The 21,757-nt window shown below is 72.4% G+C and carries 17 protein-coding genes; 13 read left to right on the top strand and 4 right to left on the bottom strand.

Going from position 1 to position 21,757, the window contains the following annotated elements; translation table 11 throughout:
- The first annotated feature begins 85 nt into the window (after nt 1-85).
- The 3 genes from ACA089_RS12580 (at nt 86) to ACA089_RS12570 (ending at nt 3,241) form a co-directional block, all read left to right on the top strand.
- Nucleotides 86-1,249, top strand: coding sequence for a glycoside hydrolase family 18 protein (locus ACA089_RS12580; protein ID WP_372017272.1), 1,164 nt, complete (start codon nt 86-88; stop codon nt 1,247-1,249).
- The gene (locus ACA089_RS12575; RefSeq protein WP_372017270.1) at nt 1,246-2,115 is read left to right on the top strand and encodes an acid phosphatase; all 870 of its coding nucleotides are present in this window, start codon (nt 1,246-1,248) and stop codon (nt 2,113-2,115) included. Before ACA089_RS12580 ends, ACA089_RS12575 begins: the two co-directional genes overlap by 4 nt.
- Before the next feature lie 100 nt (nt 2,116-2,215).
- Nucleotides 2,216-3,241 (top strand): TIGR00266 family protein, encoded by a 1,026-nt coding sequence (locus ACA089_RS12570; protein ID WP_372017268.1) that lies wholly within the window; start codon nt 2,216-2,218, stop codon nt 3,239-3,241.
- 534 nt (nt 3,242-3,775) lie between these two features.
- Here ACA089_RS12570 and ACA089_RS12565 read toward each other — a convergent pair.
- Nucleotides 3,776-4,252 (bottom strand): Lrp/AsnC family transcriptional regulator, encoded by a 477-nt coding sequence (locus tag ACA089_RS12565; RefSeq protein WP_372017266.1) that lies wholly within the window; start codon nt 4,250-4,252, stop codon nt 3,776-3,778.
- Nucleotides 4,253-4,378: 126 nt separating this feature from the next.
- Here ACA089_RS12565 and phhA point away from each other — a divergent pair, with 126 nt between their 5' ends.
- On the top strand, nt 4,379-5,290 hold the full coding sequence (phhA, locus tag ACA089_RS12560; RefSeq protein ID WP_372017264.1) for a phenylalanine 4-monooxygenase: 912 nt from the start codon (nt 4,379-4,381) through the stop codon (nt 5,288-5,290).
- A gap of 15 nt (nt 5,291-5,305) precedes the next feature.
- On the opposite strand, the gene ACA089_RS12555 is transcribed toward phhA, so the two are convergent.
- A complete protein-coding gene (locus ACA089_RS12555) occupies nt 5,306-6,721 on the bottom strand; it encodes an FAD/NAD(P)-binding protein (protein ID WP_372017262.1) in 1,416 nt (471 codons plus the stop codon).
- Between the two features lie 241 nt (nt 6,722-6,962).
- Here ACA089_RS12555 and ACA089_RS12550 point away from each other — a divergent pair, with 241 nt between their 5' ends.
- From ACA089_RS12550 to ACA089_RS12540, 3 genes are all read left to right on the top strand, one after another.
- Nucleotides 6,963-9,080, top strand: coding sequence for a TonB-dependent receptor family protein (locus ACA089_RS12550; RefSeq protein WP_372017260.1), 2,118 nt, complete (start codon nt 6,963-6,965; stop codon nt 9,078-9,080).
- A gap of 76 nt (nt 9,081-9,156) precedes the next feature.
- Nucleotides 9,157-9,984, top strand: a complete 828-nt coding sequence (locus ACA089_RS12545) for a hypothetical protein (RefSeq protein ID WP_372017259.1) — start codon at nt 9,157-9,159, stop codon at nt 9,982-9,984.
- 158 nt (nt 9,985-10,142) lie between these two features.
- The gene (locus ACA089_RS12540; RefSeq protein WP_372017257.1) at nt 10,143-11,345 is read left to right on the top strand and encodes an amino acid aminotransferase; all 1,203 of its coding nucleotides are present in this window, start codon (nt 10,143-10,145) and stop codon (nt 11,343-11,345) included.
- A gap of 82 nt (nt 11,346-11,427) precedes the next feature.
- On the opposite strand, the gene ACA089_RS12535 is transcribed toward ACA089_RS12540, so the two are convergent.
- The gene (locus tag ACA089_RS12535) at nt 11,428-11,610 is read right to left on the bottom strand and encodes a hypothetical protein (RefSeq protein WP_372017796.1); all 183 of its coding nucleotides are present in this window, start codon (nt 11,608-11,610) and stop codon (nt 11,428-11,430) included.
- A gap of 159 nt (nt 11,611-11,769) precedes the next feature.
- Between ACA089_RS12535 and ku the strand changes: the two genes are divergently transcribed.
- From ku to ACA089_RS12510, 5 genes are all read left to right on the top strand, one after another.
- Nucleotides 11,770-12,708: a non-homologous end joining protein Ku gene (gene ku, locus ACA089_RS12530; protein WP_372017255.1), complete on the top strand. Its 939-nt coding sequence runs from the start codon at nt 11,770-11,772 to the stop codon at nt 12,706-12,708.
- 6 nt (nt 12,709-12,714) lie between these two features.
- The gene (gene ligD, locus ACA089_RS12525; protein ID WP_372017253.1) at nt 12,715-15,312 is read left to right on the top strand and encodes a DNA ligase D; all 2,598 of its coding nucleotides are present in this window, start codon (nt 12,715-12,717) and stop codon (nt 15,310-15,312) included.
- 80 nt (nt 15,313-15,392) lie between these two features.
- A complete protein-coding gene (locus ACA089_RS12520; RefSeq protein WP_372017251.1) occupies nt 15,393-16,499 on the top strand; it encodes a sensor histidine kinase in 1,107 nt (368 codons plus the stop codon).
- Entirely contained in the window at nt 16,496-17,140 is a 645-nt protein-coding gene (locus ACA089_RS12515) for a response regulator transcription factor (protein ID WP_372017250.1), read from the top strand. Before ACA089_RS12520 ends, ACA089_RS12515 begins: the two co-directional genes overlap by 4 nt.
- Nucleotides 17,141-17,157: 17 nt before the next feature.
- Nucleotides 17,158-17,628, top strand: coding sequence for a hypothetical protein (locus ACA089_RS12510; protein WP_372017248.1), 471 nt, complete (start codon nt 17,158-17,160; stop codon nt 17,626-17,628).
- Nucleotides 17,629-17,658: 30 nt separating this feature from the next.
- Here ACA089_RS12510 and ACA089_RS12505 read toward each other — a convergent pair whose 3' ends face one another.
- Entirely contained in the window at nt 17,659-18,675 is a 1,017-nt protein-coding gene (locus ACA089_RS12505; RefSeq protein ID WP_372017246.1) for a sugar kinase, read from the bottom strand.
- Between the two features lie 254 nt (nt 18,676-18,929).
- On the opposite strand from ACA089_RS12505, the gene ACA089_RS12500 reads away from it, so the two are divergent.
- On the top strand, nt 18,930-21,686 hold the full coding sequence (locus ACA089_RS12500) for a TonB-dependent receptor (protein WP_372017244.1): 2,757 nt from the start codon (nt 18,930-18,932) through the stop codon (nt 21,684-21,686).
- Nucleotides 21,687-21,757 lie beyond the last annotated feature (71 nt).

The raw sequence follows: 21,757 nt of genomic DNA, 5'->3' as shown, positions 1-21,757 counted from the left end.
CAGCAACCGGACATCGCCGCACCTGGCACGTGAGCCCCGCGTGGCGTCGCTATAGTGACCGCCCCCGGAACACCCGAGCGACACCATGACCGACCTGCAGTCCCGCTTCGCGACACGGCTGCTGCGCGGGCTGCTCGCGCTGGCACTGCTCCTGCCCGCCGCCGTGCCGGCTTCGCCGCCGGGCGCGGGAGCGCCCAGGCTGAAGCTGGTCGGCTACGTCATGGATGGACCCACGCTTCCGGCGATCAGCGCCGGCAAGCTCGACGCGATCAACTTCGCCTTCGCCCTGGTCGATCCACGCGGCGAGGTGTACCTGCCCGGCGACACCGCGTCCGCTTCGCTCGCGGGACTGACCGCGCTGCGCCGCGACAATCCCGACCTCGATATCCTCGTCTCCATCGGCGGCTGGGGCGCGGACCACTTCTCCGAGGCCGCGCTGACTCCGCAGTCGCGCGCGCGCTTCGCCGACAGCGCGGTGCGGCTGATGCGCGAGCACCGGCTCGACGGCATCGACATCGACTGGGAATACCCGACCCTGCCGGGACCGGGCATCAGCCATCGCCCCGAGGACCGCGTGAACTTCAGCCTGATGCTCGAGGAGGTCCGCGCGCGCCTGGACGAGGCCGGCTGGCAGGACGGCCGCCGCTACCTGCTCACCATCGCCGCGGCCGACGGCGAAGCCGCGCAGGGACTGGAGCTCGCCCGCATCGGGCGCGTGCTCGACTGGATCAACCTGATGACCTACGACTTCCATGGCAGCCTGGGTCCCACTACGGGGCACCACACCGGGCTGGACCGTTCGCGCCACGCGCCGCCAGGCAGCCGCACCACGGTGCAGGCGGTGGACGAGTTCCTCGCCGCGGGCGTGCCGCCGCGCAAGATCCATGTCGGCGTGGCGTTCTACGGGCGCGAGTTCGCCGAGGTGGCGCCCGCGCGCGACGGCCTGTACCAGCCCTACGGCCGTTTCGTCGACTCGGTGCCCTGGCGCGTGCTGCGCGAGCGACCGGGGCGCGACGGCGACGTGCGCCACTGGGACGCCGAGGCGCAGGCGCCATACCTGTGGAACGCGCGCAGCCGCCATTTCGTCAGCTACGACGATCCGCAGTCGCTGGCGGCCAAGGCTGCGTTCGTCCGCGAACGCGGACTCGGCGGCATGATGTACTGGGAACACCGCCACGACATCGACGACCAGCTGCTCGACGCCCTGCGCGACGGGCTGGACGCCGCGACCCAGGAGACCACCCGATGAAGCGTTCCAGCGTCCGCCGGGAGCGGGCGATCCGGTTGACCGGAGCGGCGTGTTCGCTGTTCGTGCTGGCCGCCTGCTCGGCCACGCCGGCGGCGACCACCCAGCCGCCTGCCCAGGACGCGGTCCGCGAGATCCGGCCCGGCGTGCTGGCCGGCTACCTCGCGGCCGCGGAGGTGCCGGACAGCGCGGCGCTGGTGCCGGCGCCGCCGGCCGCGGGTTCCGCGGCGCTGGCACAGGACCGGGCGGTCATGCACGCCGCCCTCGCGCTGCGCGGCACCCCGCGCTTTGAGCAGGCCACGCGCGACGCCGACCTGGATTTTCCCTTCGCCGCCGGCACCTTCGCCTGCGCACTCGGCGTGGGCATCGACCCGGAGCGCACGCCGGCGACCTACCGGCTGCTGCGGCGCACCCTGACCGACGCGGCCACGTCCACCCGCGCCGCCAAGGAACGCCATCGGCGCCCGCGCCCGTTCGTGGAGAACGGCGCGCCGACCTGCACCCCGGCCGACGAAGCGGCGTTGCGCGGCAATGGTTCGTACCCGTCCGGCCACGTGGCCATCGGCTGGACCTGGGCGCTGGTGCTGGCCCAGGCGGCACCGGAACGCACCGATGCGCTGCTGGCGCGCGGCCGCCACTTCGGCGAAAGCCGGCTGGTGTGCAACGTGCACTGGCAGAGCGACGTGCTGCAGGGCCGCTTCATGGCCTCCGGCACGTTCGCGCGGCTGCAGTCGAATCCGGCGTTCCGCGCCGACGTGTCGGCCGCCGCCAGCGAGCTGGCCGCCGCGCGCGCGCGGGGCCTGGCGCCGGCGCGCGACTGCGCGGCCGAAGCGAAGGCACTGGCGCAGCCGCTGGCCGGAGCGCTGTAGCGCGGCAGGCGCGCGGGCGCGCACGGCGCGACTTCCGGCACCTGCGGGCCGGGGCGTCGCCCGCCTACATTCGCCCCTGTCCCCACGCCCAGGAGGCCGGATGAGCCAGTGGTACCTGCACGACCCCGCCAGCAACCGCCGCAGCGGCCCGATGGACCTGGACGCCGCCCGCGCCCAGGCGCTGCGCAATCCCGCGCTGCTGGCCTGGCGCGAAGGCATGGGCGACTGGCTGCCGGTGCGCAGCGTCGCCGAACTGGTCGATGGCGTCCCCGGCGATCCCGCGGGTACCCCGCCACCGCCGCCGCGCCCGCCCGGCCGCAGCCGCGCCGACGACATCGAGTTCCGGATCCACGGCCAGGAGATGCAGTTCGTCGAAGTGGAGCTGGATCCGGGCGAGAGCGCGATCGCCGAGGCCGGCGCGCTGATGTTCAAGGACGCGGCCGTGCAGATGGACACCGTGTTCGGCGATGGCCACCCGGCCAGCCAGGGCGGCGGGTTCATGGACAAGCTGATGTCGGCGGGCAAGCGCGTCGTCACCGGCGAGAGCCTGTTCACCACCGTGTTCACCCATGCCGGCGCCGGCAAGGCGAGGGTCGCCTTCGCCGCGCCCTATCCGGGCACCGTGCTGGCGATGAAGCTGGGCGAACACGGCGGCCGGATCATCTGCCAGAAGGACAGCTTCCTGGCCGGCGCCCGCGGCGTGCAGATCGGCGTGCACTTCCAGAAGCGCATCCTCACCGGCCTGTTCGGCGGCGAGGGCTTCATCATGCAGAAGCTCGAGGGCGACGGCTGGGTCTTCATCCACGCCGGCGGCTGCGTGGTCGAGCGCGAGCTCGCCGCGGGCGAGCGCCTGGACGTCGACACCGGCTGCGTGGTCGGCTACCACGCCAGCGTGTCGATGGACGTGCGCGCCGTGGGCGGGATCAAGAGCATGTTCTTCGGCGGCGAAGGCGTGTTCCTGGCCACCCTGACCGGGCCGGGCAAGGTCTGGCTGCAGTCGTTGCCGTTCTCGCGCCTGGCCGGGCGCATGCTGGCCGCGGCGCCGCAGGGCGGCGGGCAGAACCGGGGCGAGGGCTCGGTGCTCGGCGGGCTCGGACGGATCCTCGACGGCGACAACCGCTTCTGAGCACGCCGGCACCGCGGTCCTTCCATCGCTCCGCGGAGGCCGCCGGATCCACCGGCCTCCGCGCCGGGGCCACCCGCGGAGGCGTGGCGCCCGGCATCGGGCCTGCGGGTCGTCGAACTCGATCGTCGCGTACTGTTCGCGCGCGCCGCGGGCGATGCGGCACCGGACGGTCACGTCGCGCCCGTCCACGCGCAACCGGCCCTCGACCGAGCGCATGTTGGCGCGATCGCTGTAACGCGCACTCCACTGCCGCCGGGTCTCGCCGCGGCCGACATAGCGCGCTTCGGCTTCCTGCCGGCACCCGGGCAGCAGCGCGCTGGCCTGGTGGATCCCGCGTTCGTAGCCCTCCGGGCCGTGGGCCGGGGCCACGGGCGGTGCCAGCACCAGCAATGCGACTGCAGCCTGCATGCGCATGTCCATCCTCCGCCGGGGATCGCCGCATCCTGGCGCCGGGTGCTGCGGGAAACACGGCCCGCCCGCGGCGAGCGCGCCGGCCCGCCCGGGAACGCCGCACGGCCTCCGTCCGCGCGGGCCTCACGCCGGCAGCGGCAGCCCGGTGAAACCCTTGACCGTGCGCAGCACGAAACTGGAATTGACGTCGGCCACGCCGGAGGCGTTGAGCAGGCGGTCGAGCAGGAAGCGCGAGAAGTGCTCGAGGTCGCGTACGTAGACCTGCAGCAGGTAGTCCATGTCGCCGGTGAGCGCATGGCAGGCCACCACTTCCTCCCACTCCTGCACGGCGGCGATGAAACGCTCGATCCCCGGCGCGCCGTGCTTTTCCAGCTGCACCCGGACGAAGGCCTGCAGGCCCAGGCCCAGCACCTGCGGATCGAGCCGGGCCGCGTAGCCGGCGACCACCCCGGTCGACTCCAGTCGCTGGATCCGGCGCAGGCAGGCCGACGGCGAGAGGTTCACCTGCGCGGCGAGGTCGGCGTTGCTGGCGCGGCCATCGCGCTGCAGCAGGGCAAGCAGGCGCAGATCGGTGCGGTCGAAGGTGGCGGTCGCGGCCATTTGTTGCCTCGCAACATTCATCTACGCAACAAGATTGCACGCAGCCGGACAATTCCTGCAACTTTGCAAGCCTGTTGCGCCGGATCGGGCCTACGCTGGGCGCTCGCCCCCGGAAAGCCCGCCGCCATGTCCGAAAGCCCCGTCCCGCGCCGCGTCGAGTACAAGCCCGCCGAGGGCATGCAGACCGACAAGGGCTACGTGCCGGTCTACACCACGGCCGTGGTCGAGCAGCCTTGGCTGGACTACAGCGCCGCCGACCATGCCACCTGGGGCACGCTGTACCGGCGGCAGCGCGAGCTGCTCGCCGGGCGCGCCTGCGACGAGTTCCTGCAGGCGCAGGACGCGATGGGCATGGACGCGCGCGCGATCCCGCGCTTCGACCAGCTCAACGAAGTGCTGGGCGCGGCCACCGGCTGGACCCTGGTGGGCGTGGAAGGCCTGCTGCCGGAACTGGACTTCTTCGACCACCTGGCCAACCGCCGCTTCCCGGTCACCTGGTGGATCCGCCGCCCGGACCAGATCGACTACATCGCCGAGCCTGACCTGTTCCACGACCTGTTCGGCCACGCGCCGCTGCTGATGGACCCGATGTTCGCCGACTACATGCAGGCCTACGGCGCCGGCGGGGTGAAGGCGCACGCGATCGGCCCGGATGCGCTGCAGAACCTGACCCGGCTGTACTGGTACACGGTCGAGTTCGGCCTGATCCGCCAGGCCGACGGCCTGCGCATCTACGGCGCCGGCATCGTTTCCTCCAAGGGCGAATCGCTGCATTCGCTGGAGTCGGCCGCGCCGAACCGGCTCGGCTTCGACCTGGAGCGGATCATGCGCACCCGCTACCGGATCGACACCTTCCAGAAGACCTACTTCGTCATCGACAGCTTCGAGCAGCTGATGCAGGCCACCGCGCCGGACTTCACCCCGATCTACGCGCGGCTGGCCACGCAGGACACGATCGCCGCCGGCGACGTGCGCGACGGCGATGCCGTGCACCAGCGCGGCACCGGCGAGGGCTGGGCGGACGGCGGGGACGTCTGACCGGACGCATCCGGGTCAGAGCGCACGCGCCGCGCGCGGCAGCGGTTCGCGCGCCACCTTCGCCGACGCGGCCGGGGCCTTGAGCAGCTGCTGCGCGAGCTGCCGCGCGGCCACCCGCAGTTCCGGCACGGCGGTGATTTCCCACAGTTGCCCGCGCAGCAGCGGTCCGAGGCAGTAGAGCCCGCGCACGGTCGCCCCGTGCCGGTCGAGCACCTCGAACTGCGCGGTGGCGCGCAGGCCCAGGCCGAACGGATCGGCGCTGATGGTGCCGGCGTCGCGCAGCTGTCCGACCAGCGGATGGCTGGTGCGCTCCACGTCGGTATCCAGGCCGGTGGCGCGGACCAGCACGTCGTACTGTTCGGCCAGCGCGTGCGGCTGGCCGCGTTCGCGCAGGACGACCTCGACCGCGGCCTCGCCACGCCGCGCCCGCAGCAGCCGGCCGGCGCGGATCCGCAGCTGCCCGTCGGCCTGCAGCTGGCGCAGCTCCTCGTCCACGCTCGGCGCCAGCCGGTGGCGCACCACTTCCCAGTAGGAGCGCAGGTGGCGCAGGAAGCGGCCGCGCTCCTCGTCCGGCAGGGTCTTCCAGTAGCCCTGCAGGTACGGCCGCAGCGCGTCGACCAGCGCGCGCCAGTCCGGCACGATCGGCGCCAGGCTGCGCAGCGCGCGCAGCAGCAGGCGCACGTCGGCGCTGTTGAGCGCGTGCAGCACGGTCGGCGGCAACGCGATCGCCGGGCCCGGCTCGGCCAGGTGCGCGCGCGGCAGCAGGCCGTGGCGCGACAACGCGGTGATCGGGCCGCGATGGCCGCGGCGCACCAGGGTGACGACCGTGTCGGCCATGGTCAGGCCGGTGCCGACCACCAGCACGCGCGCGTCGTTGGGCACCCGCGCCAGCGCGTCCTCGCCGTGCAGGTTGCGCTGCCACGGCCAGGCCACGTAGCCCGGATCGACCAGCAGGCGCGGGCCCACGCCCTGCAGCCGCTGCGGCGGCAGGGTGCCCACCGCCAGCACCACGCGGTCGGTGAGGAAGTCCGAACCGTCGGCCAGCAGCACGCGGAACGCGCCGCCCTCGCGGTCGACCGCCACCGCTTCCTGCTGGACCTGGTTGAAGCCGGCCAGCGAAACCTGCGCGGCCGACTGCAGCCGGGAATAGAGGTACTCGCCGTACACCAGCCGCGGCAGGAAACTTTCCTCCGCGCGGCGGGTGAGGTTGAGCCAGCGGGCGAACTCCGCCGGCTGGTCCTGGGTGGCGCCCAGTTCGCGGGCGCGCACGTTGAGCAGGTGTTCGGGGCGCGCCTCGCCGTAGGCGACGCCGCGGCCGTAGCCGTCCGGCGTGCCCACCAGGCACAGGTCCACGCCGGCCGGCGCGCTGCGCGCCAGTTCGGTGGCCAGGACGCTGCCGGCGAAGCCGGCGCCGATGATCGTGATCCGCATGCTCGTGCCCTCCAGCGGTGGCGGGAACGCAGTACACCTGCGCCGGCGCCGGGATGGGTAAAGCGTCGGTTATCCGGGGCCGTTTCCGTCGCAACGCTTCGGCAGATGCACATGGCCGATCGGCATGAGGCCAAATGCTCATAAGCGCGCGATGGCGCCTGGAGTCCACGCGGGCGCAACGCCGCATGCACGGCGCGTGCGGCCTCGCGGGGGATGCACGCGCCGCCCGTACACTGTGCGCATGACCCCACGACTCCGGCGGCCCGCCGCCTGCATGCTGCTCGCCGTCCCGTGCCTCGCGGTCGCCGCCGAGGACACCCCGACCCTGCCACGGGTGATGGTCACCGCGCGGGTGGAGTCGGCGCCCGCCTTCGAGCTGCCCGCCTCGCTCGACGCGGTGGACGTGGGCGCGGGCTCTTCGCGGGCGCAGGTCAACCTGTCCGAAGTGCTGGGCGGCGTGCCCGGGCTGCTGGCGCGCGACCGCCAGAATTTCGCCCAGGACACCCAGCTGTCGATCCGCGGCTTCGGCGCGCGTTCCACCTTCGGCGTCCGCGGCGTGCGCCTGTACGCGGATGGCATCCCGGCGACGATGCCCGACGGCCAGGGCCAGCTTTCGCATTTCGCGCTCGCCGCCGGCGACCGGGTCGAGGTGATGCGCGGGCCGTTCTCGGCGCTGTACGGCAACTCCTCCGGCGGCGTGGTCCAGCTGTGGAGCGCCGATGGCACCGATCCGCCGCAGGCCGACCTGCGCGGCACCGCCGCCCGCTACGGCAGCCTGTCCGGCAGCGCGCGGCTGCGCGGCATCGCCGCCGGCACCGGCTACCACCTGGCCGCGTCGCTGTTCGACACCGACGGCTACCGCGAGCACAGCGCGGCCCGGCGCGAATCGGCCAACCTGAAACTGCACCGCGACTTCGCCGGCGGCGGCCGGCTGGAACTCGTCGGCAACCACTTCCGGTCGCCCGACGCGCAGGATCCGCTGGGGCTGACCTGGGCCCAGGTGGCCGAGGATCCGCGCCAGGCGCCGGCGGCGGCGCTGCTGTTCGACACGCGCAAGTCGGTCGACCAGGACCAGCTCGGCGCGAACTGGAGGCAGCCGCTGGGCGAGGCCGGCCAGCTGCGCGTGACCGGCTACGGCGGCCGCCGCGGCGTGGTCCAGTACCTGTCGGTGCCGGTGGCCGCGCAGGCCAGCCCGCTCAGCGCCGGCGGCGTGGTCGACCTGGACAGCGGCTACGGCGGTGCCGATGCGCGTGCGTCCTGGCAGGGTGAGGCCGGTGGCGGCACGCTCGAGTTCACGGTCGGCGCCAGCGCCGACCGCCAGCGCCAGCAGCGGCGCGGCTACGAGAACTTCGTCCGCGGCAGCGACGGCGGCACGGTCACCGGGGTGCGCGGGGCGCTGCGACGCGACCAGCGCGACGTGATCGACAGCATCGACCAGTACGCGCAGGCGTGGTGGCAGTTCGCACCGCGCTGGTCGCTGCAGGCCGGTGCCCGCCACAGCAGCGTGCGCTTCGAATCCACCGACCACTACGTCACCGCCGCCAATCCCGACGACAGCGGCCGGGTGGAGTACTCGCAGACCACGCCCGTGGCCGGCCTGGTGTTCGCCGCGCACGAAGACCTCCGGGTCTACCTGTCGGCCGGGCGCGGCTTCGAGACGCCCACGTTCAACGAACTGGCCTACCGCGCCGACGGCGGCGCCGGACTGGCCTTCGACCTGCAGCCGGCGGTGAGCCGCAACCTGGAGCTGGGCGCGAAGTGGCGCAACGCGGCGGGGGCGGCGGTGGAGGCCGCGCTGTTCCGGGCCGACACCGACGACGAGCTGGCGGTGGCGCGCAACAGTGGCGGCCGCAGCAGCTTCCGCAACGTGGGCCGGGCCCGCCGGCAGGGCGCCGAGCTCTCGGCGCGGGTGCCGTTCACGCAGGCGTGGTCGCTGCAGGTCGCCGCCACCTGGCTGGACGCCCGCTTCCGCGACGCCTTCACCGTCCCCGGCGCGACCGTCGACGCCGGCACGCGGATTCCCGGCGTGCCCGCCCGCTTCGGCCAGGCCCGCCTGCAGTGGCGCAGCGGGCCCTGGGACGCGGCGCTGGAAGGCCAGGCGGTGGCCGCGGTCAGCGCCGACGACCGCGGCACCGCCACCGCGCCCGGCTACGGCCTGCTGCACCTGGAGGCCGCGCGGACCTGGACCGCGGGCCGGGGCCGCCTGCGCGGCTTCGCCCGCCTCGACAACCTCCTCGACCGTCGCTACATCGGCTCGGTGATCGTCAACGAGGCCAATGGCCGGTACTACGAACCGGGACCGGGGCGCAGCCTGCTGGTGGGCATCGAATGGCAGCCGTCCGCGGCCGCCGGACGCTAGCGCCACGCGGCTATAGTCGGAACACGCCGGCGGCGCGGGACATCGCGCGCCCCGCGGCCATCCAACAGGGGGGAACATGGCCTACGCACCGTACCGCACGAAGCGCCTGCTGCTGGCCGCGCTGGCGATCCCGCCGGGCACCGCGGCCGCGATCGAACCGCTGGACACCTTCAGCGCCAGCGTCGGCGGCTACGTCACCCGCTTCGACACGCGGGTCCGGGTCGACGGCGACGCGCTGGGCGGCACCAGCATCGACCTGTCCAAGGACCTGGGCCTGGACGCGGACGACATGATCGGCTTCGCCAGGCTGACCTGGCGGCCGTTCGACCGGCATGAAGTGGGCCTGTCGTATTTCCGCAACGCGGTCGAGGCCGACCGGCGGCTCGAGCGCGACATCGTCTTCGACGACAACGTCTACGCGGCCGCGGCCACGGTCCGCGGCCACTACGACGTCGATGCGGTGGAGGCGTACTACACCTGGTGGGGCTTCAGCCAGCGGAACTGGGCGCTGGGGCCACGCCTGGGCGTGACCTGGTACAGGATCGAACTGGGCCTGGAGCTGGAGGCCGACGTCAACGGCGATCCGGTCGCCGGCGGCACGCTGGAGGATTCGGTCAGCGCCGACCTGCCCGCGCCGACGCTCGGCGCCGCGTGGCGCTGGACGCCCGCGGAGGACTGGCGCGTCTCGGCCGATGCCGGCTGGTTTTCCACCGAGATCAACGACATCGACGGCGACGTCATCTATGCGCGCGCCGGCGTCGAATGGCATCCGTGGGCGCGGGTCGGCCTGATGCTCGACTACACCCTCAGCGACATCGACGCGCGGACCGAGCGCGAGGCGTTCACCGGCCGCCTGCAGATGCGCAACAGCGGCCTGCGGGTGGGCGTGCTGTACCGCTTCTGAGGCGCAGGCGCGGCCCCGGCCGCGGCCTCGTCACAGCGGAAACGGTCGAGGCCGCCGCGGCGGCCTGATAGCATGGCGCGCGCGGTCCCCGGGCGCTGCGCCCCCGCCGGCGACCCGGCGCGACCCGCTTCCCTCCCCATCGAACACAGAGCCAAGCCGTGTCCTTCTTCTCGAACGTCGAACTGGTCCCGGGCGATCCGATCCTGGGCCTGACCGAGGCCTACAACGCCGACTCCCGCGCCACCAAGGTCAACCTGGGCGTGGGCATCTACTACGACGAACAGGGACGGATTCCGCTGCTCAAAGCGGTGCAGCAGGTCGAGCAGTCGCTGGCCGCGGCCGCGCGCCCGCGCGGCTACCTGCCGATCGACGGCCTGCCGGCCTACACCCAGGCCACGCGCGAACTGCTGTTCGGCAAGGACTCGCCGCTGCTGGCCGCCGGCCGCGTCGCCACCACCCAGACCGTGGGCGGCTCCGGCGCGCTGCGCGTGGGCGCCGAACTGCTGCGCAAGGTGCTGCCGCACGCCACCCTGGCGCTGAGCAACCCGAGCTGGGAAAACCACCGCGCGGTGTTCACCGCCGCCGGCTTCGACATCGTCGACTACACCTACTTCGACGCGGCCAGCCACGGCGTGGACTTCGACGGCATGCTCGCCGACCTGGGCACGCTGCAGCCGGGCACCACCGTGCTGCTGCACGCGTGCTGCCACAACCCGACCGGCGCCGACCTGACCGTCGAGCAGTGGAAGCAGGTCGCCGCGCTGCTCAAGGAGCGGCAGCTGTTCCCGTTCATCGACATGGCCTACCAGGGCTTCGACAAGGGCATCGCCGAGGATGCGGCTGCCATCGGCATCCTGGTCGAGGCCGGGATCGACAGCTTCGTGGTCGCCAGCTCGTACTCCAAGTCGTTCTCGCTGTATGGCGAACGCGTGGGCGCGCTGTCGATCGTGGCCGCCAGCGCGGAGCAGGCCAAGGCGGTGCAGTCGCAGGTCAAGCGGATCATCCGCACGATCTATTCGAGCCCCTCGGCGCACGGCGCCGCGCTGGTCGCCGGCGTGCTGACCAGCCCGGAGCTGCGCGCCCTGTGGGAATCGGAACTGACGGAGATGCGCGAGCGGATCCACGCCCTCCGCGAGGGGCTGGTGCAGAAGCTGGCCGAGCAGGGCCACCCGGAATACGCCTTCATCCGCGAGCAGGCGGGCATGTTCTCGTACTCGGGCCTGGCCAAGGCCCAGGTCGACCGCCTGCGCGACGAGTTCGGCATCTATGCCGTGGGCACCGGGCGCATCTGCGTCGCGGCGCTCAACCAGGGCAACCTGGAGTACGTCGCCAAGGCGGTGGCCGCGGTGAGCCGCGGCTGATCGCACGGCCTTCGCCGCACGCGAAAGGCCCGGCATCGCCGGGCCTTTTTTTCTGGCGCCGCAACGGCGCGGGCGCGGCGGGCTACTTGGGCACCTTGGCCGGCACGAACGGCGACACCGGGTCGCTGGCCGGGAAGGTCTCTTCCAGCGCCTCGTCCTGGTTGCGGCTCTCGTGCTCCTTGCGCTCCCGCCGCTCGTGCGGCGCTTCCGGTTCGCAGGGCCCGCTGCCGGGCGGCGGCGGATCCTTGCGGTCGCGACTGGCCATGGCTGCCTCCGGGGGTTCTCGATGCCGCCATGCTCGGACCGGCCCCGGAAAGCGCGCGTGACCCCCGCGTGACGCATCCGTGAGCCGGGGGAGCCATCACGGACGGCCCACGGCGCGCGTGCTACCCCTCTGCTCCCGCCCGCGCGAGAGACCGCTTCCATGGCCCGCCCGATCTGGACCGGCACCCTGTCCTTCGGCCTGCTCAACGTCCCGGTGTCGCTGATGTCCGGCGAACGCCGCACCGACCTGCATTTCCGCATGCTGGACTCGCGCGACCGCAAGCCGGTGCGCTACGAGCGGGTGAACGCCGAGACCGGCGAGGAGGTGCCCTGGAAGGACGTGGTCAAGGCCTACGAGTACGACAAGGGCAGCTACGTCGTGCTGGAGGAATCGGACATCAAGGCCGCCGCCCCGGAAAGCCACGAGACGGTGGAGGTGGAGACCTTCATCGACGCCACCGCGATCGACCCGCGCTATTACGAGAAGCCCTACGTGCTGGTGCCGGCGAAGAAGGCCGAGAAGGGCTACGTGCTGCTGCGCGAGACCCTGCGCAAGGGCAACCGCGTCGGCATCGCCCGGGTGGTGATCCGCACGCGCGAATACCTCGCCGCGGTCATGCCGCAGGGCGACGCGCTGGTCCTGATGCTGCTGCGCTATCCGCAGGAACTGGTCGACCCGGCCGACTACCCGCTGCCGGAAGGCAACGCCTCCGACTACCGGGTCACGGCCAAGGAACTGCAGATGGCCGAGCAGCTGATCGACTCGATGAGCGGCAGCTGGAACCCGGACGACTACAAGGACGAGTTCCGCGACCGCTTGCAGGCGATCATCCGCAAGCGCATCAAGAGCAAGGAAGGCACCGCGCAGATCGAGGACCAGGACGAGGCGCCGGAGGAGGCCACCACCAACGTGGTGGACTTCATGGCCCTGCTGCAGCAGAGCCTGGACGCCAAGAAGCGCACGCCGGCGAAGAAGGAGGCGGCGACCAAGGCTGCGCCGGCCAAGGCGACCAAGGCCGCCGCCAAGAAGGCCGCGCGCAAGGCGCCGGCGAAGAAGGCGCCGGCCCGCAAGGCGGCCGGCCGGCGCAAGGCGGGGTAAGCCGCGATGTCGCTGCACGACTACGCTCGCAAGCGCGACTTCGCGGCGACGCCGGAACCTCAGGGCGCGTCGCGGCGGCGGGGCGCCAGGCGGCAACCGATATTCGTGGTCCAGCTCCACCACGCGTCGCGCCGCCACTACGACTTCCGGCTGGAGGCCGACGGCGTGCTCAAGAGCTGGGCGGTGCCGAAGGGTCCGTCGCTGCGCGCCGGCGACAAGCGGCTGGCGGTGGAGGTCGAGGACCATCCGCTGGACTACGCCGGCTTCGAGGGCGACATCCCCGAAGGCCATTACGGCGCCGGCCACGTCGACATCTTCGACCAGGGCACCTGGACCCCGCAGGACGAGCCGCTGGCGGCGATCGCCCGCGGCTCGCTGGATTTCGAGCTGCACGGCGGCAAGCTCCGCGGGGCGTGGAAGCTGGTGCGCACCGGCAAGCCCGGACGGCAGCCGCAGTGGCTGCTGATCAAGCGCAGCGACGAGCACGCCGCCGACATCGAGGCCGACGACCTGGTGGACACGGCACGCGCGCCCCGGGGCGGCGGGCGGGCGCGGGCCGCCTCCTCCGCGCCCCCCGGGCGCAAGGCGCAGGCCGGCCCGAGGGAACCGGGGCGGAACCCGCGGGCACGCACGCCGTCCCGCCGCGACGCGGGCTGGCGCAAGCGCGCGCTGGCGCTGGACGGCGCGCGCGACCGCCCGCACCCGGCCGGTTTCGCCGCGGAGCTGTGCACGCTGCGCGAGGCGCCGCCGGCCGGCGACGGCTGGCTGCACGAGATCAAGTGGGACGGCTACCGGTTGCTGGCCGACATGGCCGACGGCACGGCGAGGCTGCGCTCGCGCAACGACCTGGACTGGACCGCGCGGGTGCCCGACGTGGCCCGTGCGATCGAGGCGCTGCCGGTGTCGGAGGCGCACCTGGACGGCGAGCTGGTGGTGCTCGACGAGCGGGGCCACAGCGATTTCTCGGCGCTGCAGCGCGTGCTCGAGGGCAGCTCCCGGCAGCCGCTGCGCTATGTCGTGTTCGACCTGCCCGGCGTGGCCGGGGTCGACCTGTCCGCGACGCCGCTGCTGGCGCGCAAGCTGCTGCTGCGCGAACTGCTCGGCGAGACGCCCGGCGTGCTCGCCTACAGCGACCACGTCATCGGCCACGGCGCGGACGTGTTCGCCGCCAGCGGCACCGCCGGCTTCGAGGGCATCATCAGCAAGCGCGTGGACGCACGCTACAGCGGCGGCCGCGGCCAGGACTGGATCAAGGTCAAGCACGAGGAGGGCGACGAGTTCGTCGTCGTCGGCTATACCGCGCCGAAGGGCGCGCGCGGCCATTTCGGTTCGCTGCTGCTGGCGCGCCCGGAAGGTGGCAGCCTCCGCTACGTCGGCCGGGTGGGCTCCGGTTTCGGCGACGAGGCACTGCGGTCGATGCACCGGCGCATGCGCGAACTCGAAACCGACCGCGCCACGGTCGAGCTGCCCGCCCACATCCCGCTGAACCCGCGCAAGGTCCAGTGGCTGCAGCCGCGGCTGGTGGTGGAAGTGGCGTTCCGCGGGTGGGCCAAGGAAGGCCTGCTGCGGCAGGCCAGCTTCCGCGCGCTGAGGGAGGACAAGGCCATGGCCGACCTGGCGTCGTCGAAGCCGCCGTCCACACGGGCCAAGGCAGGCACGCGGCCGAAGGCGGGCAAGGCCGCGCCCCCCGCCGAGGCCGGCAAGCGCCGCCCCCGCACGGCGCGGAAGTCCGCCCCGGCGGACGGTGCGGAGGTGGTGATCACCCATCCCGAGCGCGTGGTCTATCCGGCAGACGGCCTGACCAAGGGCGAGGTCGCGGCCTATTACCGCGCCATCGCACCGTGGTTGCTGCGCGACATCGCCGGACGGCCGCTGTCGCTGGTGCGCTGTCCCGACGGTGCGGCCGGCCAGTGCTTCTTCCAGAAGCACCACGGCGCCGGCTTCGGCGAGGCGGTGCATGCGCTGCCGCTGCGGCAGAAGAGCGGGGTGGAGGACTACGTCTGGATCGACGACGCCACCGGCCTGCTGCAGCTGGTGCAGATGAACGTGCTCGAGTTCCATCCGTGGGGCGCGAAGGTCGAGGATCCCGAGCGCGCCGACCGCCTGGTGTTCGACCTGGACCCCGGCGAGGGCGTGTCGTGGAAGGCGGTGTGCGACGGTGCCCGCGAGGTGCGCGCGCGCCTGCGCGAAGCGGGGCTGGACAGCTTCCTGCGCATGAGCGGCGGCAAGGGCCTGCACGTGGTCGTGCCGCTGGCGCCGGCGGTGCCGTGGGAACAGGCGCGCGACTTCTGCGAGGCCTTCGCCCGCGCGATGGAGGCGCATGCGCCGGAGCGCTGGCTGGCCAGCGCGCGCAAGGCGCAGCGGACCGGGCGGATCTTCCTGGACTGGCTGCGCAACACCCGCGGCGCGACCAGCGTGGCCAGCTGGTCGCTGCGGGCCCGCGAGCACGCGACCGTGGCCGTGCCGCTGCGCTGGGAGGAGCTGGGCAGGTTCGACCGGCCGGGGGCGTTCACCCCCGACAAGGCGCTGCAGCGCGCGTCGCGGCTGCGCAAGGATCCGTGGGAGGGGATCGACCGGCTGCGGCAGTCGCTGCCCGGCGCGTGAGCCGCGCCGGCAGGGTGCCGGAAGTCACCATCTGATCGAAGGCCATTGCCAGCCGCGCGGGGCGGGCCGAGCATGGATCCATGCGCCAGATGCTCCGTACCCTGCTCCAGCCCCTGCCCCTGGCCGGGCTGCTGACCATCCTCACCGTCGCCTACTCGTTCCGCTTCGTCGATGCCGCGGTGCGCCCGGCCTCGTTCGCGCTGCTCGGCGGCTTCCTGCTGCTGTTCGTGCTCATGCAACTGCTGCCGGACGCCTGGCGACGCACCCAGCACGTGGTGCTGCTGGCGATGCCGCCAGTGGTGCTCGGCCTGAGCGGGTTGAGCTACAAGGTCGGCGCCACGCAGGTGCTGCTGGTGATCTGGGTCGCGTGCGCGTTCACCGTATGGCCGCCGCGCGCGGCCGTGACCGCGGCGCTGCTGGTCAACGCGGCGTTCTACGTGCTGCTGCGGCAAGCGGGTTTCGACGCGCCGCTCTCGGTGGTGCTGATCAACATGGGCTTCCAGTCGCTGGCGGCGATCTGCGTCCACTACGCCCGCTCGGCCGAGCAGTCCCGCGACGCGCTGGCCCGGGTCAACGCCGACCTGCTCGCCACCCGCGCGCTGCTGGCCGACAGCGCGCGCGACGCCGAGCGCCTGCGGGTGGCCCGCGAGCTGCACGACGTGGCCGGGCACAAGCTCACCGCCATGCGCCTGAACCTGCGCGCGCTGGCCGCCGACCCGGCGCTGGGCCGGCGCGAGGAAGTGGCGGTGGCCGAGCGCCTGTCCGGGGAGCTGCTGGCCGACATCCGCCAGGTGGTGCAGTCGCTGCGCGACGACCGCGGCCTGGACCTGGCCACGGCCCTGCGCGCGTTGGCCGCCCCCTTCCCGCGGCCGTCGCTGCATCTCACAATCGCACCCGGGGTGCGCGTCACCGATCCGGCGGTCGCCGAAACGGTGTTGCGGCTGGCGCAGGAAGCGCTGACCAATGCGGCACGCCACGCCGGCGCGGAACAGGTGTGGCTGCGGATCGAGAACGGGGACAGCGGGTTGCGCATCGACATCCACGACGACGGCCAGTGCGGCGCCGTCATCCGCGAAGGCAACGGCATCGCCGGCATGCGCGAACGCCTGTCCGCGCTCGACGGCTCGCTCCAGGTCGGTCGCACGCCGCGCGGCGGCCTGCACCTGTCGGCGCGGTTGCCGGCGTGACCGCGGCGGACCGGCGGTTGCGCGTCGCGCTGGCCGACGACCAGGCGCTGGTGCGCGCGGGCCTGCGCGCGCTGCTCGAGCGCCTGGGGATCGAGGTCGCCTTCGAGGCCGAGGACGGGCAGGACCTGCTCGACGCGCTGCAGCTGCAGCCGGTGGACGTGGTCCTGAGCGACATCCGCATGCCCGGCCTGGACGGCATCGCCGCGCTGCGCGACCTGCGCGCCACCGGCGACCGCACGCCGGTGCTGCTGCTCACCACCTTCGACGACAGCGAGCTGCTGCTGGACGCCCGCGAGGCCGGGGCGCAGGGCTTCCTGCTCAAGGACGCCGCCCCCGAGGACCTGCACCAGGCCATCGTCCGCGTCGCGGCCGGCGAAACCCTGCTGGCGCCGGTCAGCACCGACCCGGTGCGGGCGCGCTACCGCTTCCACGACGAGGCGCCGCCGCACGACGCCTTCAGCGAGCGCGAGGTGGCGATCCTGCGCCTGCTGGCCGGCGGCTACTCCAACAAGGAGATCGCCCGCAGCCTGTTCCTGGCCGAGGGCACGGTGAAGAACTACGTCTCCACCATCCTCGACAAGCTCGGCACCCGCGACCGCACGCGCGCGGTGCTCAAGGCCATCACGCTGCGGATCATCTGACGACCGGACGCCACGCCGTGCCACGCCCTACCGACCGCCGCGAACCGCTGTACCGCTCCGTCAACACGCGCACCCACGGCGTCCGCCACGGGCAGGGCGGCGAGTACCGCCACACCCGGCATGCCAGGGATGCCGACGCGGACGCCACCCATGCCTCGATGCACGGCCGGCAACGGCATGGCCGCGACTACACGCCGCTGTTCCGTTTCCTGCTGTCCAAGGTCGGACGCGCCTGGGACGAGGTCTTCGCCGAGGCCAAGGCCCGGCTGGACACGACCGAGCCGGTGTTCCTGCTGGTCGCCCGGACCGACGCGGAGCGGCGGGGCATCGTCCGGGTCGGTGAATCGAGCTACTTCAGCGGGCTCTATGTCGACGCGCGGGGCGTCCTGTGCCTGGTCGACCCGGGCCTGGACGCGCGCGACATGCAGCCGGACTGCGCCTGCTGCACCCACACGTTCAACGGCGTGCGCTTCGGAAGCCCGTCCTAGCCACCCCAAGCACCTCGAGCCGCGCCGCGATCAGCGCTTCACGTCGTAGCGGCCCTCGCCGACCAGCGCCTCGACGTCCGCCTCCGAGACCAGGTTGAAGTCGCCCGGGATCGAATGCTTGAGGCAGCCGGCGGCCAGGCCGAAGCGGATCGTCCTCTCCGGCGCCCAGCCGCCGGCCAGCCCGTGCAGCACGCCGGCGGCGAAGGCGTCACCGCCGCCGATACGGTCCACGATCGGACCGACTTCCTCCTGCGGCGCCAGCGCGGTGCCGCTGTCGCGCCCGACCAGCACGCCCGACAGGGCATGGGCATCGACGTTGCGCGGTTCGCGGATGGTGCAGGCCATCCATTGCAGGTGCGGGAACGCGGCGAAGGCATCGGCCGCGGCGGCTTCGACCCGGGCCAGCGCACCGGCCTGCGGGTATTGCCCGCCCAGGACCACGCCCATGTCGCGGTAGTCGGCGAACAGCACGTCGGCCTCGGCCATCAGTTCGGACAGGATCGCCTTCGCGTCGCCCTTCCAGACCTCCCACAGCTTGGGCCGGAAGTTGCCGTCGAAGGAGACCTTGACCCCCGCCGCGCGGGCGGCGCGGGCCGCGGCCAGCGCGGCGGCGGCGGTGTTGGCGCCCAGCGCGGGCGTCACCCCGGACAGGTGGAGCCAGTCGGCGCCGCGCAGCAGTGCAGGCCAGTCGTAGGCATCGGCGGGCGCCAGGGCGAAGGCCGAGCCGGCGCGGTCGTACAGGACCTCGGCCGGGCGGTGGATCGCCCCCGGGGCCAGGAAATAGAGGCCCATGCGACCGGGCACGCGGCGCATGGCCGAGGTGTCCAGGCCGTAACGGCGCAGCTCCCCGGTCGCCGCTTCGCCCAGCGCGTTGTCCGCCACCGTGCCCACCGCCGCGACCTGGTGGCCGAAGTGGGACAGGGACACGCCGACATTGGCCTCCGCGCCGCCGATCCGCACGTCCAGCTGCGGGCTCTGCAGCAGGCGTTCGCGACCCGGCGCGCTGAGGCGCAGCAGCAGTTCACCGAAACACACGACCCGGGCCATCTCCCCTCCTGATTCTGTGGCGCGCACGAGGCGCGATGGTGGCATGCCGCGCCGGCAACGCGCCGTTGGCTAGCGGTGTCATTCTAGCCCCGATGCGGGTCCGGCGCCGGCGTGGCGCCGCCGGCCGCGTGCTGCGCTGCAAGATGAAGCGGCGTCGGGCAAGTGTTAGCTTCGCGTTTGACCAGCGGTGTCATGCGCTGGCAATGACCGTTTTCGCCCTACGCGAACCACGAGTATTTCCTTTGGGAGGGGATATGCACACCCGGAACATCCGCCGGAAGACACCGGTTACCTTGCTGGCCGCCTCGATCGGCCTGGCGCTGTACATGCCGTCTTCGTTCGCCCAGGACGCGGCCGCCGCGCAGGAACCGGCGCCCGCCGCCGACGCGACCGACCTGGATACCGTCGTCGTCACCGGCTACCGCGCCAGCCTCGAGCGCGCGATCGACATCAAGCGCGGCGAAGCCGGCGTGGTCGACGCGATCGTCGCCGAGGACATCGCCGACTTCCCGGACCTGAACCTGGCCGAGTCGCTGCAGCGCATCCCGGGCGTGTCGATCGACCGCGATGGCGGCGAAGGCCGGACCATCACCGTGCGCGGCCTGGGCCCGCAGTTCACCCGCGTGCGCATCAACGGCGTGGAAGCGCTGGCCACCGGCGGCGGCACCGATGCGTCGGGCGGCGTCAACCGCGGCCGCGGCTTCGACTTCAACACCTTCGCCTCCGAACTCTTCAGCCAGCTGGTGGTGCGCAAGACCAGCGCGGCCAACATCGAGGAAGGTTCGCTCGGCGCCACGGTCGACCTGCGCACCGCGCGCCCGTTCGACTACGACGGCTTCACCGCGGTGGTCTCCGGCCAGGCCGGCTACAGCGACCTGGCCGGCAAGGCCGCGCCGCGCGCCTCGGCGCTGGTCAGCAACACCTGGGCCGACAACACCTTCGGCGCCCTGCTCTCGGTCGCCTACACCGACCGCACGGTGGTCGAGGAAGGCCACAGCAGCGTGCGCTGGGCCAACGGCACCAGCAACGGCGGCTTCGCCGCCAGCTCGCCGTTCGCGCCGGCCCGCCTGGCCACCACCTTCCACCCGCGCATCCCGCGCTACGGCGTGATGGTGCACGACCAGGAGCGCGTCGGCGTCACCGGCGCCCTGCAGTGGAAGCCCAGCGACCGCGCCAGCATCAACCTCGACGTGCTTTACGCGACCTTCGACGCCAACCGCACCGAAGACTACTTCGAAGCGGTGTCCTTCAGCCGCAGCGGCACCGGCAAGCCGCAGACCATCGTCCGCGACGGCGTGGTCGACGGCAACGGCAACCTGGTCTACGGCGTGTTCGACAACGTGGACGTGCGTTCCGAGTCCCGCACCGACGAGCAGAACACCGACTTCCTGCAGTGGGGCCTGTCGGGCGACTTCGACGTCAGCGACAACTTCACCCTGTCGGGCCTGGTCGGGCAGTCCAAGTCGACCTACGACAACCCGGTGCAGACCACGGTCATCATCGACAAGAACAACGCGCAGGGCTACGTCTACGACTACCGCAACAACAGCCGCCTGCCGTCGTTCTCCTACGGCTCGGTGAACCCGCTCGACCCCAACGGCTGGACCCTGGCCGAGATCCGCCTGCGTCCGCAGTGGGTCGAGAACAAGTTCGACAACGCCCAGGTGGACTTCGACTGGAACATGGCGAGCTCGTTCAGCCTGAGGGGCGGGTTGAACTACAAGGACTACACCTACACCAGCCGCGAATGGCGCCGCGCCTCCGAGACGGTGGTGCCGTCCATCCCGGCCGCCACCCTCGCCGGGCTGATGCAGCAGGTCGGCCTGCGCGACATCAGCACCACCACCGGACGCTGGGTCGGCCCGAACGTGGGCGCGTTCGACGAGCTGCTGGACATCTACAGCAACAGCGGCATCTACAGCGTCTACGACAACCTCTCCGCGATCGCCGCCAACAACCGCGACGTCAACGAGAAGGACAGCGGCGCCTACCTGATGGCCGAGTTCGGCTTCGACCTGGGCAACGTGCCGGTCAACGGCAACGCGGGCGTCCGCTATGTCAAGACGGACCTGACCAGCAACGGCTGGTCGTTCGTCGGCGGCGTGCCGACCCCGACCACCGTCGAGCACGAGTACAGCGACACCCTGCCGTCGTTCAACCTGTCGGCCGAAGTGGTGCCGGACGTGCTGATCCGCCTGGCCGCGGCCAAGGTGATGGCGCGCCCGAACCTGGGCTTCCTCAACCCGGGCGCGACCGTCTCCGTGGCCGGCGGCGCCCGCACCGTCACCACCGGCAACCCGAAGCTGGATCCGTTCCGCGCCACCACCATCGACCTGGGCGCCGAGTGGTACTTCCTGGACAGCGGCCTGCTCTCGGTCGGCCTGTTCTGGAAGGACATCGACAGCTACATCCAGACCTCGCGCGAAACCCGTCCGTACTCGACCTCGGGCCTGCCGCCGGAACTGCTGGCGGGTACCGGCGCCACCCCGTCGGATGATTTCGACTTCACCCAGCCGCTCAACACCCCCGGCGGCGACCTGAAGGGCTACGAGATCAACTACCAGCAGCCGTTCTCGTTCCTGTCCGGCTTCTGGAGCAACATGGGCGTGCAGCTGAACTACACCTGGGTCGATTCCGAGATCCAGTACCTGAGCTCGACCGGTGCGCCGGCGGCGAAGGGCCCGATGGTCGGCCAGTCCGAGAACGCCTACAACGCGACCCTGTACTACGACGACGGCAAGTTCTCGGCCCGCGCCTCGGCCGCCTACCGCGACGACTTCCTGACCACCCTCCCGGGCCGCGACGGCAACGACGTGGAAGGCACCAAGGAAACGCTGACGGTCGATGCCTCGTTCTCGTACAACGTGAACGAGAACCTGCAGTTCTCGATCGAGGGCCTGAACCTGACCGACGAGTGGAACGACCAGTGGGTCGACTCGGTCGGCGACCGTTCCAGCGTGTACACGCACACCGGCCGGCAGTACATGATCGGCATGCGCTACAAGTTCTGACCCGCTGGCAGTGCTGCAACCCGGGAGCCGGGGCGACCATGTCGCCCCGGCTCTTTCTTTTCCGGCGGCGG

It is taken from the genome of Pseudoxanthomonas fibrivorans, assembly GCF_041464125.1.
Classification (GTDB): Bacteria; Pseudomonadota; Gammaproteobacteria; order Xanthomonadales; family Xanthomonadaceae; genus Pseudoxanthomonas.
This window is presented reverse-complemented; position numbering and strand designations above follow the sequence as displayed.

Coding starts and splice junctions, on each gene's coding strand:
- ACA089_RS12555 (WP_372017262.1), bottom strand. CDS start 6,721: ATGCGGATCACGATCATCGGCGCCGGCTTCGCCGGCAGCGTCCTGGCC.
- ligD (WP_372017253.1), top strand. CDS start 12,715: ATGTCGCTGCACGACTACGCTCGCAAGCGCGACTTCGCGGCGACGCCG.
- ku (WP_372017255.1), top strand. CDS start 11,770: ATGGCCCGCCCGATCTGGACCGGCACCCTGTCCTTCGGCCTGCTCAAC.
- ACA089_RS12545 (WP_372017259.1), top strand. CDS start 9,157: ATGGCCTACGCACCGTACCGCACGAAGCGCCTGCTGCTGGCCGCGCTG.
- ACA089_RS12570 (WP_372017268.1), top strand. CDS start 2,216: ATGAGCCAGTGGTACCTGCACGACCCCGCCAGCAACCGCCGCAGCGGC.
- ACA089_RS12565 (WP_372017266.1), bottom strand. CDS start 4,252: ATGGCCGCGACCGCCACCTTCGACCGCACCGATCTGCGCCTGCTTGCC.
- ACA089_RS12580 (WP_372017272.1), top strand. CDS start 86: ATGACCGACCTGCAGTCCCGCTTCGCGACACGGCTGCTGCGCGGGCTG.
- phhA (WP_372017264.1), top strand. CDS start 4,379: ATGTCCGAAAGCCCCGTCCCGCGCCGCGTCGAGTACAAGCCCGCCGAG.
- ACA089_RS12520 (WP_372017251.1), top strand. CDS start 15,393: ATGCGCCAGATGCTCCGTACCCTGCTCCAGCCCCTGCCCCTGGCCGGG.
- ACA089_RS12575 (WP_372017270.1), top strand. CDS start 1,246: ATGAAGCGTTCCAGCGTCCGCCGGGAGCGGGCGATCCGGTTGACCGGA.
- ACA089_RS12550 (WP_372017260.1), top strand. CDS start 6,963: ATGACCCCACGACTCCGGCGGCCCGCCGCCTGCATGCTGCTCGCCGTC.
- ACA089_RS12505 (WP_372017246.1), bottom strand. CDS start 18,675: ATGGCCCGGGTCGTGTGTTTCGGTGAACTGCTGCTGCGCCTCAGCGCG.
- ACA089_RS12535 (WP_372017796.1), bottom strand. CDS start 11,610: ATGGCCAGTCGCGACCGCAAGGATCCGCCGCCGCCCGGCAGCGGGCCC.
- ACA089_RS12500 (WP_372017244.1), top strand. CDS start 18,930: ATGCACACCCGGAACATCCGCCGGAAGACACCGGTTACCTTGCTGGCC.